Below are 14936 nucleotides of genomic sequence, written 5' to 3' on the forward strand. Positions count from 1 at the left end.
CGATCCTGTGCCCATATGCGGTAGAAACCAAGGACACCGCCATGCAGACCATCCCCCTCGGACAGACCGGGCTCAGCGTTACACCCATCGCCTTTGGCGCATCGGGTCTGGGCAATATGCCCGACACCTACGGCTATGAGGTGTCCGAGGCACAGGCCCGCGCGACGCTCGATGCGATTTTCGACAGCCCCGTCAACATGCTGGACACGTCCAACAACTATGGCTTTGGGCGCAGCGAAACCCGCATCGGCGACGCGATCCGCGCGCGTGGCGGCGTGCCGGAAGGGTTCGTCCTGTCGACCAAGATCGACCGCGACATGGACACCGGCCGTCTGGATGCCGACCGGGTCCGCCGCTCCATCGAGGAAAGCCTGACCCGCCTCGGCGTGGACCGGGTGCAGCTGTTGCATCTGCACGATCCTGAACATGCCCGTGATCTGGGCGAGATCACGGGGCAGGGCGGGGCGCTCGACATGCTCTTTCAGCTCAAGGACGAGGGCATCGCAGATGCGGTGGGGCTGGCCATGGGGCGCACCGACATCATGTTCCCGATCCTGCGAGAACGCCCCTTTGACGCGATCATCAGCCACAACCGCTTTACCCTGCTCAACCGCTCCGCCGCGGCGATGTTCGACCACGCCCAAACCCGCGGCATCGCAGTGCTGAACGCGGCCCCATATGCTGGCGGCGTGCTGGCCAAGGGCAGTGCGGCGATGCCGATGATCACCTACCAATCCGCGACAGAGGCCCAACTGGCCCCGGTGCGCACCATAGAAGAGACCTGCGCCGCCCATGGTGTGGCCCCCGGTGCCGCGGCCTTGCAATTTTCGGCGCGTGATCGCCGTGTGACATCCACTATCGTGGGGGTGACCAGCCCCGAACGGGTGGCGCAAACGCTGGACTGGGCCGCGGCAGAGATCCCGGCGGCCGCGTGGGACGCGCTGGGCGGGCTGCCCTTCGACGATGCCGACCCGGAGGCCAACCGCGTCTACAAACCGGGCTAGCCCCGCACCAACCACAGGACATGACAATGCCAGACCTGCTCAGAAAACCCTTTGGCACCCACGGCAAGGTGCACGACATCACGCCCGCCTCGGCCGGGTGGCGCTATGTGGGCTTTGGCCTCTACCGCCTGCGCGCGGGCGAAGAAGTGTCGGAGGCCACGGGCGACCGGGAAGTCATCCTTGTCATGGTCGAGGGCAAGGCGCACCTGACCGGCGCGGGCGAGGATTGGGGCGTGCTGGGTGACCGCATGGACGTCTTTGAAAAGACGCCGCCCCACGCGCTGTACCTGCCCAACGACAGCACGTGGTCTGCAAGGGCCGAGACGGATTGCACCCTGGCCGTCTGCAGCGCGCCGGGGCGCGGCGGCCACCCCGCGCGCCGCATCGGGCCGGACGGCATCACGCTGACCCAGCGTGGCACCGGTACCAATACACGCCACATCAACAACATCGCGATGGAGCATGAGGACTATGCCGACAGCCTGCTGGTGACCGAGGTGTTCACCCCCGCGGGCCACTGGTCCAGCTATCCCAGCCACCGCCATGACGAGGATGATTATCCCCGCATCACCTATCTCGAGGAAACCTATTACCACCGGCTGAACCCGCAGACCGGATTTGGCGTCCAGCGGGTCTATACCGACAATGGCGATCTGGACGAGACGATGGCCGTGTCCGATGGCGACGTGGTGCTGGTGCCGCGCGGTCACCACCCTTGCGGCGCGCCTTACGGGTTCGAGATGTATTATCTGAACGTAATGGCCGGACCCTTGCGCAAATGGCGGTTCGTGCCCGCGCCCGAGGTCGCGTGGATCCTTGAACGCGACGGCTGATCAGATCAGTTGCCGGGTGCTGTGCAACACACCATCTGCATCGGCATAGACCCAGTCGCCGGGCTGAAAGGTCACGCCCCCAAAGCGGACCGGACCACCGACCGCACCACGAGCGCGTTTGCTGCTTTTGACCGGGCTGGTGCCAAGGGCAAAGACGACCGTGTCCATTGCATCGATCTCGGCACTGTCGCGGATGGCGGCATTCAGGATCAGCCCGGCCCAGCCATTCGCAATCGCCAATCCCGCCAGCATATCCCCCACCAGCGCCACACGTGTCGCGCCGCCGCCATCGACCACCAGCACCCGGCCATCCCCGGCGGTCTCCAGCTCTGCGCGCAGCAAGGCGTTGTCCTCATAGCAACTGACCGTCTGCACGGGTCCTGCGCAGAAACCCGTGCGGCCAAAGCGGCGAAAAGGCAGGTGCACAAGGCTGAGCGCATCGGCATGATCGTCAATCAGGTCTGCGGTTTTCATGTGGTGTCTCCTCCGGGTGTGGCTGGATCGCGGGCCTGTGCCATTTGTGCTACGTCCTGCCCATCGGTGGCCCCGGCCAGCTTGTCGATCACGGCCAGCGACGCAACCGCCAGCCGCCGCATGGGATCGCCCGCGATCATCGCGCGGATGTCGTCCCGGATCATCTCTCCGATCAATTGCCGCCCACCGGGCACCGCAGCGGCACGGTGCGGCGACAGGATCACGCCATGGGCCTGCCGCAGCGCGTCATCCGCCGCCAGCGGCTCGGACGGGAACACATCGACCGCCGCCCGGATGTGCCCGCGCGTCACCGCGTCCCCCAGCGCATCGAAATCCACCAGATGCGCCCGGCTGAGCAGGATCAGAACCGCCCCGCGCGGTATCCGTGCCAGCGCCTGCGCATCGATCATATGCCGGTTCTCGGATGTGGGCACGGCAGCGACAAAAAGCACCTGCGACCCCTCCAGCACGTCCGCCAGCGCGGCCAGCGCGATCCCATAGTCCTGCGCCACCGCCGCAGGCAACCACGGGTCATAGGCGCTGATCCGCACCCCGAACGGGGCCAACAGCCGGGTCAATTCTTGCGCGATCTGCCCAAAGCCCACGAACCCGACCCGCGCACCAAAAAGCGTGAAATCCCGGTCCTCACGATCGGCCAGCCACGCCTCGCCCCCCGTACGGAACGCTTCGTGCTCAGCCACCAGCCCGCGCGCGGTGGACAGCGCCATGGCCAGCCCCATCTCGGCCACCGATTGCCGGAACCCGGGCGCACAGCTCAGCACCTCGACGCCCCGCGCAGCACAGGCGGCATAGTCAATCGTGTCCGGAAAGGCTCCCGACACCTCGATCACCATCTTCAGATGTGGCGCCTGCGCAAGCGTCTGCGCCGTCACCCTCGGCGTCTCGGCAATCAGAACCTCGGCCTGCGGCATCGCGCGGGCCAGCACATCGTCGGGGATCGGCGCATCTTGCCCCCAGACCACATCGCACATTCCGTGCACCGCGCGCAGATCCTCCGCCCGGAACAGCTCGGTCAGGCCGCGCCAATGCGGGGCAAGAATGACAGTGGGTTTCGGCATGGCAGGGTCCTGTGATGACGTCCCCCACCGTTTCCCCGCCCGCACGCCCTGTCAAGCGGCGCAACCCGACCGTTTGCGATCCGCGGATTTGCGGATATGCAGGGGATAGCACTCGCCAGTTATTCCAAGGGCACACCATGACCGACACAGTCCAGTTCACCGCCATGAAGGACGGCACGCGCGAAGAGTACGAAATGCTCGAGGCGCTGGAACAGGTGCATCGCGCGGGCACCGCCGACAGGCTGCTGCGCGAACTGGCCAGCCAGGCCGAGGCGTCCCTCAGCGGCTACCGCATCACGCGACTGGAACACGGGCTTCAGGCGGCGACACGCGCGCGCCGCGCCGGGGCGGATATAGACTGGGTAGTGGCGGCCCTCCTGCACGACATCGGCGACGGGCTGGCACCACAGAACCACGACAAATTCGCCGCCGAGATCCTGCGCCCCTACCTGCGCGAAGAGGTCACCTGGACCGTCGAACACCACGGTATCTTCCAGATGTATTACTATGCCCACCACTACGGATGGGATCCCGAATTGCGCGCGCAATTCAAGGACAGCCCCTACTACCAGTCCTGCGTGGATTTCTGCGAGCGGTGGGATCAATCCAGCTTTGATCCAGACTATTCCATGGACCCGCTTGACAGTTTCGAAGACGAGGTGCGCAGGGTCTTCGCGCGCCCCGCCTATGATCCCGATGTGGTGCAGGCGGGCACGGTTTTGGGCGTGCCCGCCTGAGCCGGGTTACAAGGTGACCCAGGCCGCATTGCGCGCCGAGGACCGGACGCAGGCATCGACGAACTGCACCCCCCGTAATCCGTCCTGGATGTCGGGATAGATCGCATCGGACGCGGCCCCGCTGCGATGGGCTTCAATGGCGTCCGCCGCCTCGCTGTAGATATTGGCAAAGCCTTCCAGATATCCCTCGGGGTGGCCGGGCGGAATGCGGCTCATCTTGGCGGCGGCGTCACCGGCACCCGCACCGTTGCGCGTGATCAACCGCTTGGGTTCGCCAAAGGGCGTGTACCACAGGTAGTTCGGATCCTCCTGCGCCCACTCCAGACCGCCCTTGTCGCCATAAACCCGCAGCCGCAGCGCGTTTTCATTGCCCGGCGCCACCTGGCTGCACCACAGCATCCCCTTGGCCCCCCCGGCAAAGCGCAACATCACGTGGCCGTTGTCATCCACCTGCCGGCCCGGCACAAACGCATCCAGATCGGCGGCCAGCGCCTCGACCGTCAGGCCGGTGACAAAACAGGCCAGGTTGTGCGCATGGGTGCCGATGTCACCCGTCGACCCGCCCGCGCCCGACCGTTTCGGATCAGTGCGCCACTCCGCCTGTTTGAAATCCTGCTCAACTGTCAGCCAGTCCTGCGGATACTCGACCTGCACCACGCGCACCGTGCCAATCTCCCCGGCGGCCACCATCTCGCGCGCCTGACGTACCATGGGATAGCCGGTGTAATTGTGTGTCAGCACAAACAGCGCGTCCGACTTCTCCACCGCCTTCACCAGCTTCTTCGCATCCGACAGTGTCGAGGTCAGCGGCTTGTCACAGATCACGTGGATTCCGCGTTTCAGGAACTCGTTGGCGGCGGCATAGTGCATGTGATTGGGCGTCACGATGCTCACCGCCTCGATCCCGTCCTTCAGGCGCGCCTCACGGATCGCCATCGCCTTGAAATCATCATAGATACGCGGCAACCCCAGCGCCTCACCGCTGGCGCGCGCCTTCTCGGGCGTCGACGACAAGGCCCCCGCCACCAGCTCGAACCGGTCATCGATCCGCGCGGCAATGCGGTGCACCCCGCCGATAAAGGCATCATTGCCGCCCCCCACCATGCCCAGTTTGATACGTGCCATCACTTCTCCTCTCCGGGGATGCCCCCGCCCTTCATTGTTCCAAAAATATGCCCGCCGGAGGCGATCCCGACCTAGCCGATCCCCAGCATCTTCCGATTTGCCGCCTCATCGGTGCCCCCATCGGCAAAATCGTCAAAGGCGCGTTCGGTCACGCGGATGATGTGATCGGACACAAACTGCGCCCCTTCGCGGGCACCGTCCTCGGGATGCTTGAGGCAGCATTCCCACTCCACAACCGCCCAGCCATCAAAATCAATCGCCGCCATTTTCGAGAACACTGCCCCGAAATCGACCTGCCCGTCGCCGAGGCTGCGGAACCGGCCCGCGCGGTCAACCCAGGACTGATAGCCTGAATAAACGCCCTGCCGCCCTGTCGGGTTGAACTCCGCATCCTTGACGTGGAACATTCTGATCCGGTCTTTGTAGATGTCGATATTGTCAAGGTAATCAAGGCATTGCAGCACATAGTGGCTGGGATCATACAGCATGTTGCAGCGCGCGTGGTTGTCCACCCGCTCCAGGAACATCTCGAATGTCACACCGTCATGCAGATCCTCGCCGGGGTGGATCTCGTAGCAGATATCAACGCCATTGTCTTCGGCGTGATCCAGGATGGGCCGCCAACGCGCCGCCAATTCGTCAAAGGCCGTCTCGACCAGACCCGCAGGGCGCTGCGGCCAGGGATAGATATAGGGCCAGGCCAACGCGCCCGAAAACGTCGCATGCGCGCCAATACCCATATGGGCCGACGCGCTGATCGCCTTTTTCACCTGATCCACGGCCCAGGCCTGCCGCGCTTTGGGATTGCCGCGCACCTCGGGGGCTGCAAACCCGTCAAAGGCGTCGTCATAGGCCGGGTGCACCGCCACCAGCTGGCCCTGCAAATGGGTGGACAGTTCGGTCACCTCGACCCCGTTCTCCGCCGCCTGACCCTTGAACGTGTCGCAATAATCCTTGCTGCTCGCAGCGGCGTCCAGATCGATCAGACGACCGTCCCAGCTGGGCACCTGTACGCCTTTGTAGCCGCAGTCGGCGGCCCATTTCGTGATGTTGTCCCAGCTGTTGAACGGCGCGTCGTCGCCTGCGAATTGCGCCAGAAACAGCGCCGGTCCCTTGATGGTTTTCATGAGTGATCCTCCCTGATCGGTGGTGCCGCTAGGGCGGCATGTTTTCCTTGAGATAGACGTCGATGCGAATGCGTTCCTGCGCGGTCTGGATCGGCAGGCGGTCACGCTTGGCGCGCATGATGCGCACGGCGCTGCGCACCAGATGCCCGGTGTCCTGACTGATCACCGCGTCAAACACGTCGTTGGACAGCGCCTCGCGCGACAACTGGGTCAACTCATGCGCCACCACGACCGGGCGCGGCATACCGGTGCGGCTTGCGAAAAACCGCAACAGACCTTCGTTGCCCGCAGCCGAGGAATAGATGCCGATGATATTGGGATTGTCGGCGAGCGTGTCCGGCAAGAGCCGCGCAATCAGGTCCGGGTCGTCGCGCCCTTCAAGCGAGGCCAGCACATCCAGATGCGGGAAGTCGCGGGTCATCACCGCGTCAAAGCCCAGCCGCCGCTCAAGGTGATCACGGGCCAGCATCGATCCCGTCAGCACGAGGATCTTGCCCTCGCGCTGGCCGATGAACTTGCCCATCAGTTGCGCCGCGGTCCGACCGGCTGCGATATTGTCGACGCCGACATAGTGGTCCCGCTCGGACGAGGGGATGTCGGCCACCAGCGATACCACGGTCACCCCTTGGGAGCGCAGCAATGCGATGCTGTCGCGCACGGACGGGGTTTCGGGGCCGAAAATGGCCACGCCGTCCACGGTTGCGGTGTCAATCGCGTCAATCGCCTCGGCCAGCGCCACGGGATCAAAGGCGGCGACGCGCACATAGGTCAACTGGGTGCGTTCGTGCCGGATGCTCTGGCCCAGATGTTCGATCTGCGCCTCGAGCGAGCTGAGGAATTCGTTCTTGTTCGACGGCAGGATGAAAACGAAATTATAGGTCCGCCCCCGCGCGAGATTGGCCGCCGCCGCATCGCGCACATAGCCCAGTTCGGCAATCGCCCGGTTGACCTTTTTCACCGTCGCTTCGCGGACACCCGGGCGCGCGTTCAGAACCCGGTCAACCGTGGCAAGGCTGACTTCGGCAACGCGCGCAATGTCGTTGATCGTCGGATTCGAAAGAGGGGGCTGTCCGTGCTTCATCAGGGCCTTATGCTTTGTCACATGGGTTTGGCCAACCCTTCAAAGAGGCGGGCAACCGCCTCGGCGCCAGGGTCGATATTGCCGATCAGATTTTCGGACGGCACGTAAGAGGCGCGGCCTGCCTTGGCGCGGCCCATCTGTGCGGTGGCGTCAGCGCCTGCGCGCGCTGCCTTGGCCGCGGCGTCCACGCCGTTCGGCAGGGCGGCCAGTGCAGGGGCCAGCGCGTCGATCATGGTCCGGTCGCCCTTGGCCGCACCACCCACCTGGCTGATGCGGTCCAGCCCGGCCAAAAGGGCCTTGGTCACCGGTTTGCCATTGGCACAGGCATCGCCCGTGGCACCAAAGAAGATGGCGAGGATCACGCCGGAGGATCCGCCCATCGTCTGGCTCAGCTCATTGCCTACCGCGCGGAAAAGCTGGGTGGGATCGGCCAGCGGCAGCGTGTCGAGCGCCCCCTTGAGCGCGCGCGCGGCAGTGGCAAGCGTGCTGCCGGTGTCGCCATCGCCCGACTTGGCATCCAGCTCGTTCAGGTCCGCCTCCGCCGCGATCAGCAGATCACAGCAAGCATCAAGCAGCGCCCGCGTCTCGGGCTTGGCCGAGGGGACGGGTTTGATCGGGCTCAACCCGTCGGGCAGGGGGCGCACCTTGACCGGTGCCACGGCCTGCACGCCCGGCCAAGCGGCAAGGGCCACGGGCCGCGCCAGAAGATCGGTAGTGTCCGAATCCAACGGCAGGATCGACACCGAAAATCCGTGCATATCCAGCGAGGTCATCATCGGCGCGGGCCCGATCACATGGGTGATCGACCCGGCCTTGGACGAGGTTGCAAGCGCCTGCGCCAGCACGCTCATCTCCAGCGGCGTGGTGCCGCCAAGATTGTTGAGGATCGCCACATGCGCATCGTCAGCCATTTGCGGCGCCAGCTTGTCCAGCACCAGATCCATGGCCGTCGCGGCATCCTCAAAGGCGACCTGCTGCACGCCGGCCTCGCCGTGAATGCCAAGGCCCAGCTCGGCCATGCCGGGGGCAATCCGGTCTTCCTTGGTCGATCCGGGCACCGTGCAGGTATCAAGCGATGTCCCGATCGAGGCCATTTGGCGAATGGCCTTTTGCGCGGCATCGGTGACGGTGGCCAGATCGGCACCATCTTCGGCCAGCGCACCTGCGATCTTGTGCACGAACAAGGTGCCCGCCACCCCCCGCGCCTGTGGCAGGTCGGGCAGGGCGATGTCGTCATCGACCACCACCATCGACACATTCAGCCCAAAGGCCCGCGCGCGTTCGGCGGCAAGGCCAAAGTTCAGGCGGTCCCCGGTGTAATTCTTGACGATCAGCAAACAGCCCGCAGGCCCGGTGACGGCCAGGATGCCCGCCAGCACCGCGTCGACGGACGGCGAGGCAAAGACCTCTCCGCACACGGCTGCCGTCAGCATGCCCGCGCCCACGAAACCTGCATGCGCCGGTTCGTGCCCCGACCCACCACCCGAGATCAGTGCCACGCGGGATTTGTCCCAATCGGTGCGGCATACGACCTTGATATGCGGGTACCCGTCCAGCCGCGTCAGCGCACCACCCGAGCAGTGCAGCAAACCGTCTACCGCATCGGTGACCAGAGCGTCCTTGGCATTGATAAACTGGGGCATGGCGTCTTTCCTTTAGCGAATGCGGTTGCCTGCGGCGTCAAAACACAGCGGGTTTTTCGGCGCGATGCGCAGGGTCGTTCCGGTTGGGTAATCGGTGGCGGGGTCCGCGATGGTGATGATCGGGTGCCCCTTGAGGGTCAGGTGCAGGCGGTTCTGGTCGCCCAGATGCTCCACCCGTTGCACCTGTGCCTCCTGTCCTTCGCCCTGCTGGATGTGTTCGGGGCGCAGACCGATCTGGGTTGTCCCCGCGGGGACACCGCCAAACACATCCGCAGGCAGCACGTTGATCCGTGGCAGCCCGAGGCGCGAGGCGACATAAAGCGAGTTGGGGTTTTCATAGATTTCGCGCGGGGTGCCGAACTGCACGAGGTGCCCGTCGTTCAGCACGCCCACATGGGTTGCCATGGTCATGGCCTCGATCTGGTCGTGCGTCACATAGAGCAATGTCGCGCCAAGGCTGGCCTGAATGCGTTTCAGCTCCACCCGCAGATCGGTGCGGAGTTTGGCATCCAGAGAGCTGAGCGGTTCGTCCATCAGGTAGATCGACGGCTCGCGCACAAGCGCACGGCCGATGGACACGCGCTGCATCTCGCCGCCCGACAGGGCCGTGGCCTTGTTGTCGAGCTTGTGGCTGATCTGGAGCACGCGGGCGACCTCGTCAACTTTGGCCGTGATCTCGTCCGCTGGCGTTTTCAGGATCGGGGATTTCAGCGGAAAGGCCAGATTTTCGCGCACCGTCAGGTGGGGGTAGAGCGAATATTGCTGGAACACCATCGCCACATCGCGCTGGGCGGGTGTTTCACTGGCCACGTTGCGGCCACCGATCCAGACCTCGCCCCGGTCGGCCTTTTCCAGCCCCGAAATCAGGCGCAGCGTCGTGGTCTTGCCCGCACCGGTGGGGCCAAGCAGCACGACAAATGCGCCGTCGGGGATGGTCATGGAGATATCTTCGACACCGACCTGATCACCAAATGACTTGCTCAGGTTCTTGAGGATGACTTCAGCCATTGGACAACACCCCGTCATTCAGTTCCGATCGCAAGGCCTGTCCACCCGCGCGGTCAAACAGCGTGACCTTGGGCGCTTCAAAGCTGAGCCCGACCTTTTCGCCCACCTTGGCCACCTGCGCACTGTCGATGCGGGCCTTGGCTTCGCCGTTAGGGGTGTCAAGGGTGATGATCTGCGTCGTACCAAGGTATTCGGTGGCAAGGATCTCGCCCCGGTACGCCCCATCATCGGACAGCTTGATATGTTCGGGCCTCACGCCAAAGACCAGATCACCCGACGCGCCTTGCATCTGGCGCGGGATGCCGTGGGCCTGACCGCCAAGGTCGACCGAGGTGGCCCCATCCGCGACCTTGCCGCTGAAATCGAGAAAGTTCATGGAAGGCGATCCGATAAAGTCGGCCACGAACATCGTGGCGGGTTTGTCATAGATTTCTTGTGGCGTGCCGAACTGTTCGACGACGGCATTGTTCATCACGACGATCTTGTCGCCCATCTGCATCGCCTCGAGCTGATCATGTGTGACATAGACGGTGGTGGCGCCCATGCGGTCGTGCAGGGCACGCAGTTCTTCGGACATGTGTTCGCGGAACTCTGCATCGAGCGCGCCCAGCGGTTCGTCCATCATGAACGCCTTGGGGTCCCGCACGATGGCGCGGCCCAGGGCCACGCGCTGGCGGTCACCGCCCGAAAGGCCGCCCACGGGTTTGTTCAGGATGTCGGTGATGCCGAGGATGCCCGCGACCTCCTCGACCTTGGCCTTGACGTCGCGCCGGGCCATGCCTTGGCTCACCAGCGGGTAGCTGAGGTTCTTGCGCACGTTCATATGCGGGTAGAGCGCGAACATCTGGAAGACAAAGGCGATGTCGCGCTGGCTGGGTGGTTTCTGGCTGATTTCCTCGCCGTCGAGATAGATCTTGCCGCTGGTGGGCAGTTCCAGCCCAGCGATCATGCGCAGGGTCGTGGTCTTGCCGCAGCCCGAGGGACCCAGCAGCATGAAGAACTCGCCGTCCTCGATGGTAAAGCTCGATTCCTTCACGGCGGTGAAGTCTCCGAATTCCTTGCGGACATTCTTGATGATGATTTGCGCCACTGGGTCAGTCCTTGAAATGAGAGACGATGATGAACATGACCGTGCCCACGAGCGTGGTGACGAACGAATAGGTAAAGGCCCACAGCACGAAGGGCTGCATCAGCATGAAGACGCCAAGACCGATCAGGATGGTGGCCAGCATCTCCCAGGGGCCGCGCTTGAGGCGCAGGAGACCGGTGAAGAAATTGCTCATGTCAGCGCCTCCGACAGGGTGGGATGTGCATATTTTTGGAACAATGAAGGGATCATTTGCGCACCGCTCCGAAGGTGATGCCCCGCAGCAGGTGTTTGCGCAGCAGGATGGTGAAGATCATGACCGGCAGCAGGAAGATCGTGGCGCCAGCGGCCACTGCGGGCCAGTCGAGGCCACCCACGCCGATGATGGTCGGGATGAAGGGCGGTGCGGTCTGGGCCGTGCCGGAGGTGAGCAGGACGGCGAAGGCGTATTCGTTCCAGGCAAAGATCAGGCAGAAGATCGCGGTGGACGCGATGCCGGTGGCTGCCTGGGGCAGGACGACCTTGTAGAAGGCCTGGAACCGAGTGTAGCCGTCGATCAGGGCCGCCTCTTCGTATTCGCGGGGGATTTCGTCGATGAACCCTTTGAGCAGCCAGACCGCGAGCGAAATGTTGACGGCCGTGTAAAGCAGGATCATGCCCAGATGTGTGTCTGACAGACCCAGTTGCCGGTACATCAGGAATATCGGGATGGCCACGGCGATGGGCGGCATCATCCGCGTGCTGAGGATGAAGAACAGCAGGTCATCGGCCAGCGGGATCTTGAACCGTGAAAAGGCGTAGGCGGCGAGGGTGCCGAGGACGATGCTGAGGAAGGTTGAGCCGAAGCCGATGATCACCGAGTTTAGGAAGCGTTCGCCGAATTTCGAGGGGCCTGCGATGACCATGTCGTATTCGCGCACAATCTCCTCGTACCAGGTTTCGGGCGGGTTGGCGGCGAGGAATTCCTCCGTCTGCCGGGTGCGTGTGGTGAAGAGGTTCACGTAGCCTTCGAGCGTGGGTTCGAACACCACCTTGGGCGGGTAGCTGATGGCGTCGGCGGGGGATTTGAACCCGGTCATCATGATCCAGGCCAGCGGCAGCATGGTGATCAGCGCATAGACGATGACCATTGTGCCGGCGAACCACTTGGTGCGTTTGGTCGGTTCGGTGACGGAAAAGCTGCTCATTGTGGGCGTCTTTCTGCTGGGCGGGCCGTAGGGTGGGGGCTGTCTGCCCCCCGCGCTGGCGCGCGTCCCCCGAAGGTATTTGGTGCGAAAGGAAGGGTGGGGTTGGTCATCGTTCTTTGACCTTGTTCAGAGCCTTGACGTAGATGCTGGCCAGGCCAAAGACGGTGACAAAGAGGATGATGGCGTAGGCGCTGGCGTAGCCGGTGCGCCATTTCTCGAACGCCTCGCGTTTGAGGTTGATCGAGGTGAGTTCGGTGGTTGAGCCGGGGCCGCCGCCGGTGAGTTGCACCACGAGGTCAAACATCTTGAAGTTCTCGATCCCCCGGAAGAGGACGGCGAGCATCAGGAAGGGCAGCACCATGGGGATGGTGATCGTGAAGAACTGGCGCAGCTTGGAGGCGCGGTCGACCTCTGCGGCCTCGTAGATGTAGTCGGGGATGGAACGCAGCCCCGCAAGACAGATCAGCATCACGAAAGGCGTCCACATCCATGTGTCCACAATCACGATGGACCACGGAGCAAGCTGGACCGAACCGAGCATCTCAAAGCTGGAGGGATCCTTGCCCGTGAAGAAGGCGACGATGTAGTTGAAGAGGCCGATTTGCGGCTGGTAGAGGAATTTCCAGAAATTCCCGACCACGGCAGGCGACAGCATCATGGGCAGCACGATGATCGTGGTCCACAGGTCGTTGCCCTTGAACTTCTTGTTGATCAGGTAGGCTAGGGTAAAGCCGATCAGGACCTGAAAGAAGATCGTCCAGAACAGGAAATGCGCCGTGGCCTGCATGTTCAGCCAGATATCGCTGTCGGTCAGGATGCGCTCGTAATTGCGGGTGCCGATCCACTCGACCTCGCGGTTGCGGTTCGCCTTGAAGTTCGTGAATGACAGACGGATCGTCCAGATCAACGGGAAGATGTTGATTGCGAGCAGCAGGAAGATGGTGGGACCGACAAAGATCCACGCGATGGCGCGGTCACTGAGGCCTTTGATCTTGCGCGCGACACGGGGTGGTGTGGCGCTGGCGGCTATTGTGGCGGGATCTTGGGGCATGGGCACCATCGGGCAAAGTGGGGGTGTGGTGCGCCGGGACGGCGCACCCTACGGGATCGGGTGTTTCAGGGGGTAGGGTGGGCAATCTGCCCACCCTTGTCTGGCTCAGAGCTTGCCTTCGTCTTCGAAGACTTCGGTCCAGTCCTCGACCAGCTTGTCGAGTGCTTCTTGCGCCGTGCCCTGGTCGGCCACGATGTAGTCGTGCAGGCGTTTCTGCATCGCCAGCAGCAGTTCGGCATAGGCCGGCTCCTGCCAGAAGTCCTGCACGCCACCCATCGCCTCGAGGAAGTCACCGGCGAACGGTGCGCTGTCCTTGAAGCCGGGGTCGTTCAGCACCGAGTTGTGCGCCGAATAGCCGCCCAGCGACCACCACTTGGCCTGAACATCGGGGTTGGCGAACCACTTGATGTACTCAAGTGCGGCGTCCTGCTTGTCCGAGTAGGCCACGACCGAGATGCCCTGACCGCCCAGCGTGGAGCCGGCCTGATTTTGCGGTGGGTTCACGAAGAAGTCGATCTTGTCGCCACCGGTGTTGGGATCGGCATAAAGGCCGGGGAAGAACGCGAACCAGTTCATCGCCATGGCGACCTGACCGGATTTGAACGCGTCCAGGCTCTCACCCATATAGGAGTTGGTGTAACCGGGCGGTGTCGCTGTTTCGTAGAACTCTTTATAGAATTCAAGCGCTTCGACCGCTTCGGGCGAGTTCACAGCGCCGTCCATGTCGTAGGAGCCGGGCGTGTTCTCGTATTTGAAACCCCACGGATAGAGCGCGGATGTCACACCCATCGTGATGCCTTCGGAGCCGCGCTCGGTAAAGATCGAGGCGCCATAGACGGTCTGGCCGTCAATCTCGCGCTCCTGGAAGAACTGGGCGATTTGCAGCAACTCTTTCTGGCTTTGCGGCTCGCGCAGGTCTTGGCCTGTGGCCTCTTTATAGGCGGCCTGGATGTCTTCACGGCCAAACCAGTCCTTGCGGTAGAACCAGCCGTTTGCGTCGCCCATGGCGGGCAGGGCGTAATAGTTCGGCGTGCCCTTGGGCCATGTGGAATAGGCATAGACCGTCGCCTCGGCGAAGTCGTCCATGCTGATGCCTTCGGCGTCAAAGAAGTCGTTCAGTTTCACGTAGTGGCCGTTTTCCGCGCCGCCGCCGATCCATTGGCTGTCGCCGATCAGCAGGTCGCAGAGCTTGCCGCCCGAGTTCAGCTCGTTCAGCATCCGGTCGGCGAAATTGGGCCATGGGATGAACTCGAAGCTCATGGAATGGCCGGATTGTTCTTCGAATTCCTTGGACAATTCGACCAGTGCGTTTGCGGGGTCCCAGGCGGCCCAGCACAGGGTCAGGTCATCGGCCTGTGCGGTGCTTGCCATGGACGCGGCCACAAGGCTGAGCGCACTGACGGATGCCAGTTTAAAGGTCTTCATGGATGTTCCTCCCAGTTTGAAATCGGCTGTTTTGAATGTTTTGCCGAATCGTCGAATAGACAGGTTAACGCTATT

15 protein-coding genes are annotated in these 14936 nt (G+C 63.3%); 3 read left to right on the forward strand and 12 right to left on the reverse strand.

The genetic code is table 11. The annotated features are described in order from the left end of the window. Positions 1-41 precede the first annotated feature (41 nt). Positions 42-1004: an aldo/keto reductase gene (locus Q0949_RS13000; protein WP_299372848.1), complete on the forward strand. Its 963-nt coding sequence runs from the start codon at positions 42-44 to the stop codon at positions 1002-1004. 26 nt (positions 1005-1030) lie between these two features. Continuing rightward, a complete protein-coding gene (gene iolB, locus Q0949_RS13005; RefSeq protein ID WP_299372850.1) occupies positions 1031-1837 on the forward strand; it encodes a 5-deoxy-glucuronate isomerase in 807 nt (268 codons plus the stop codon). On the opposite strand, the gene rraA is transcribed toward iolB, so the two are convergent. Both rraA and Q0949_RS13015 read right to left on the reverse strand, forming a co-directional pair. After that, positions 1838-2311, reverse strand: coding sequence for a ribonuclease E activity regulator RraA (rraA, locus tag Q0949_RS13010; RefSeq protein ID WP_299372852.1), 474 nt, complete (start codon positions 2309-2311; stop codon positions 1838-1840). Continuing rightward, a complete protein-coding gene (locus Q0949_RS13015) occupies positions 2308-3390 on the reverse strand; it encodes an NAD(P)-dependent oxidoreductase (RefSeq protein ID WP_299372855.1) in 1083 nt (360 codons plus the stop codon). Before Q0949_RS13015 ends, rraA begins: the two co-directional genes overlap by 4 nt. Positions 3391-3527: 137 nt before the next feature. Between Q0949_RS13015 and Q0949_RS13020 the strand changes: the two genes are divergently transcribed. Then, entirely contained in the window at positions 3528-4127 is a 600-nt protein-coding gene (locus Q0949_RS13020; protein ID WP_299372858.1) for an HD domain-containing protein, read from the forward strand. A 6-nt stretch (positions 4128-4133) separates the two neighbouring features. Here the strand turns inward: Q0949_RS13020 and Q0949_RS13025 are convergent, their stop codons facing one another. From Q0949_RS13025 to Q0949_RS13070, 10 genes are all read right to left on the reverse strand, one after another. After that, positions 4134-5252 (reverse strand): Gfo/Idh/MocA family oxidoreductase, encoded by a 1119-nt coding sequence (locus tag Q0949_RS13025; protein WP_299372860.1) that lies wholly within the window; start codon positions 5250-5252, stop codon positions 4134-4136. A 71-nt stretch (positions 5253-5323) separates the two neighbouring features. After that, positions 5324-6379: a sugar phosphate isomerase/epimerase family protein gene (locus tag Q0949_RS13030; RefSeq protein WP_299372863.1), complete on the reverse strand. Its 1056-nt coding sequence runs from the start codon at positions 6377-6379 to the stop codon at positions 5324-5326. Positions 6380-6407: 28 nt separating this feature from the next. Further along, entirely contained in the window at positions 6408-7460 is a 1053-nt protein-coding gene (locus Q0949_RS13035; protein ID WP_299372866.1) for a LacI family DNA-binding transcriptional regulator, read from the reverse strand. 17 nt (positions 7461-7477) lie between these two features. Beyond that, positions 7478-9103, reverse strand: coding sequence for a dihydroxyacetone kinase subunit DhaK (locus Q0949_RS13040; RefSeq protein ID WP_299372868.1), 1626 nt, complete (start codon positions 9101-9103; stop codon positions 7478-7480). Positions 9104-9115: 12 nt separating this feature from the next. After that, complete coding sequence (locus tag Q0949_RS13045; protein ID WP_299372870.1) at positions 9116-10111, reverse strand: ABC transporter ATP-binding protein; 996 nt, start codon at positions 10109-10111, stop codon at positions 9116-9118. Beyond that, positions 10104-11201, reverse strand: coding sequence for an ABC transporter ATP-binding protein (locus Q0949_RS13050; protein ID WP_299372872.1), 1098 nt, complete (start codon positions 11199-11201; stop codon positions 10104-10106). The genes Q0949_RS13045 and Q0949_RS13050 overlap by 8 nt, the downstream gene beginning before the upstream one ends. A gap of 4 nt (positions 11202-11205) precedes the next feature. Then, positions 11206-11394 (reverse strand): hypothetical protein, encoded by a 189-nt coding sequence (locus Q0949_RS13055; protein ID WP_299144277.1) that lies wholly within the window; start codon positions 11392-11394, stop codon positions 11206-11208. A gap of 52 nt (positions 11395-11446) precedes the next feature. Next, positions 11447-12385: a carbohydrate ABC transporter permease gene (locus tag Q0949_RS13060; protein ID WP_299372875.1), complete on the reverse strand. Its 939-nt coding sequence runs from the start codon at positions 12383-12385 to the stop codon at positions 11447-11449. A 106-nt stretch (positions 12386-12491) separates the two neighbouring features. Next, a complete protein-coding gene (locus Q0949_RS13065) occupies positions 12492-13436 on the reverse strand; it encodes a sugar ABC transporter permease (protein ID WP_299372878.1) in 945 nt (314 codons plus the stop codon). A 105-nt stretch (positions 13437-13541) separates the two neighbouring features. Further along, positions 13542-14861 (reverse strand): extracellular solute-binding protein, encoded by a 1320-nt coding sequence (locus Q0949_RS13070; protein WP_299372881.1) that lies wholly within the window; start codon positions 14859-14861, stop codon positions 13542-13544. Positions 14862-14936 lie beyond the last annotated feature (75 nt).

This window comes from uncultured Tateyamaria sp. (assembly GCF_947487805.1).
Taxonomy (GTDB): Bacteria; Pseudomonadota; Alphaproteobacteria; order Rhodobacterales; family Rhodobacteraceae; genus Tateyamaria.

Excerpts from the sequence above, each read along its gene's own strand:
- Q0949_RS13035 (WP_299372866.1), bottom strand. The coding sequence starts at position 7,460 with ATGAAGCACGGACAGCCCCCTCTTTCGAATCCGACGATCAACGACATT.
- rraA (WP_299372852.1), bottom strand. The coding sequence starts at position 2,311 with ATGAAAACCGCAGACCTGATTGACGATCATGCCGATGCGCTCAGCCTT.
- Q0949_RS13015 (WP_299372855.1), bottom strand. The coding sequence starts at position 3,390 with ATGCCGAAACCCACTGTCATTCTTGCCCCGCATTGGCGCGGCCTGACC.
- Q0949_RS13055 (WP_299144277.1), bottom strand. The coding sequence starts at position 11,394 with ATGAGCAATTTCTTCACCGGTCTCCTGCGCCTCAAGCGCGGCCCCTGG.
- Q0949_RS13065 (WP_299372878.1), bottom strand. The coding sequence starts at position 13,436 with ATGCCCCAAGATCCCGCCACAATAGCCGCCAGCGCCACACCACCCCGT.
- Q0949_RS13030 (WP_299372863.1), bottom strand. The coding sequence starts at position 6,379 with ATGAAAACCATCAAGGGACCGGCGCTGTTTCTGGCGCAATTCGCAGGC.
- Q0949_RS13045 (WP_299372870.1), bottom strand. The coding sequence starts at position 10,111 with ATGGCTGAAGTCATCCTCAAGAACCTGAGCAAGTCATTTGGTGATCAG.
- Q0949_RS13070 (WP_299372881.1), bottom strand. The coding sequence starts at position 14,861 with ATGAAGACCTTTAAACTGGCATCCGTCAGTGCGCTCAGCCTTGTGGCC.
- iolB (WP_299372850.1), top strand. The coding sequence starts at position 1,031 with ATGCCAGACCTGCTCAGAAAACCCTTTGGCACCCACGGCAAGGTGCAC.
- Q0949_RS13020 (WP_299372858.1), top strand. The coding sequence starts at position 3,528 with ATGACCGACACAGTCCAGTTCACCGCCATGAAGGACGGCACGCGCGAA.
- Q0949_RS13000 (WP_299372848.1), top strand. The coding sequence starts at position 42 with ATGCAGACCATCCCCCTCGGACAGACCGGGCTCAGCGTTACACCCATC.
- Q0949_RS13040 (WP_299372868.1), bottom strand. The coding sequence starts at position 9,103 with ATGCCCCAGTTTATCAATGCCAAGGACGCTCTGGTCACCGATGCGGTA.
- Q0949_RS13025 (WP_299372860.1), bottom strand. The coding sequence starts at position 5,252 with ATGGCACGTATCAAACTGGGCATGGTGGGGGGCGGCAATGATGCCTTT.
- Q0949_RS13060 (WP_299372875.1), bottom strand. The coding sequence starts at position 12,385 with ATGAGCAGCTTTTCCGTCACCGAACCGACCAAACGCACCAAGTGGTTC.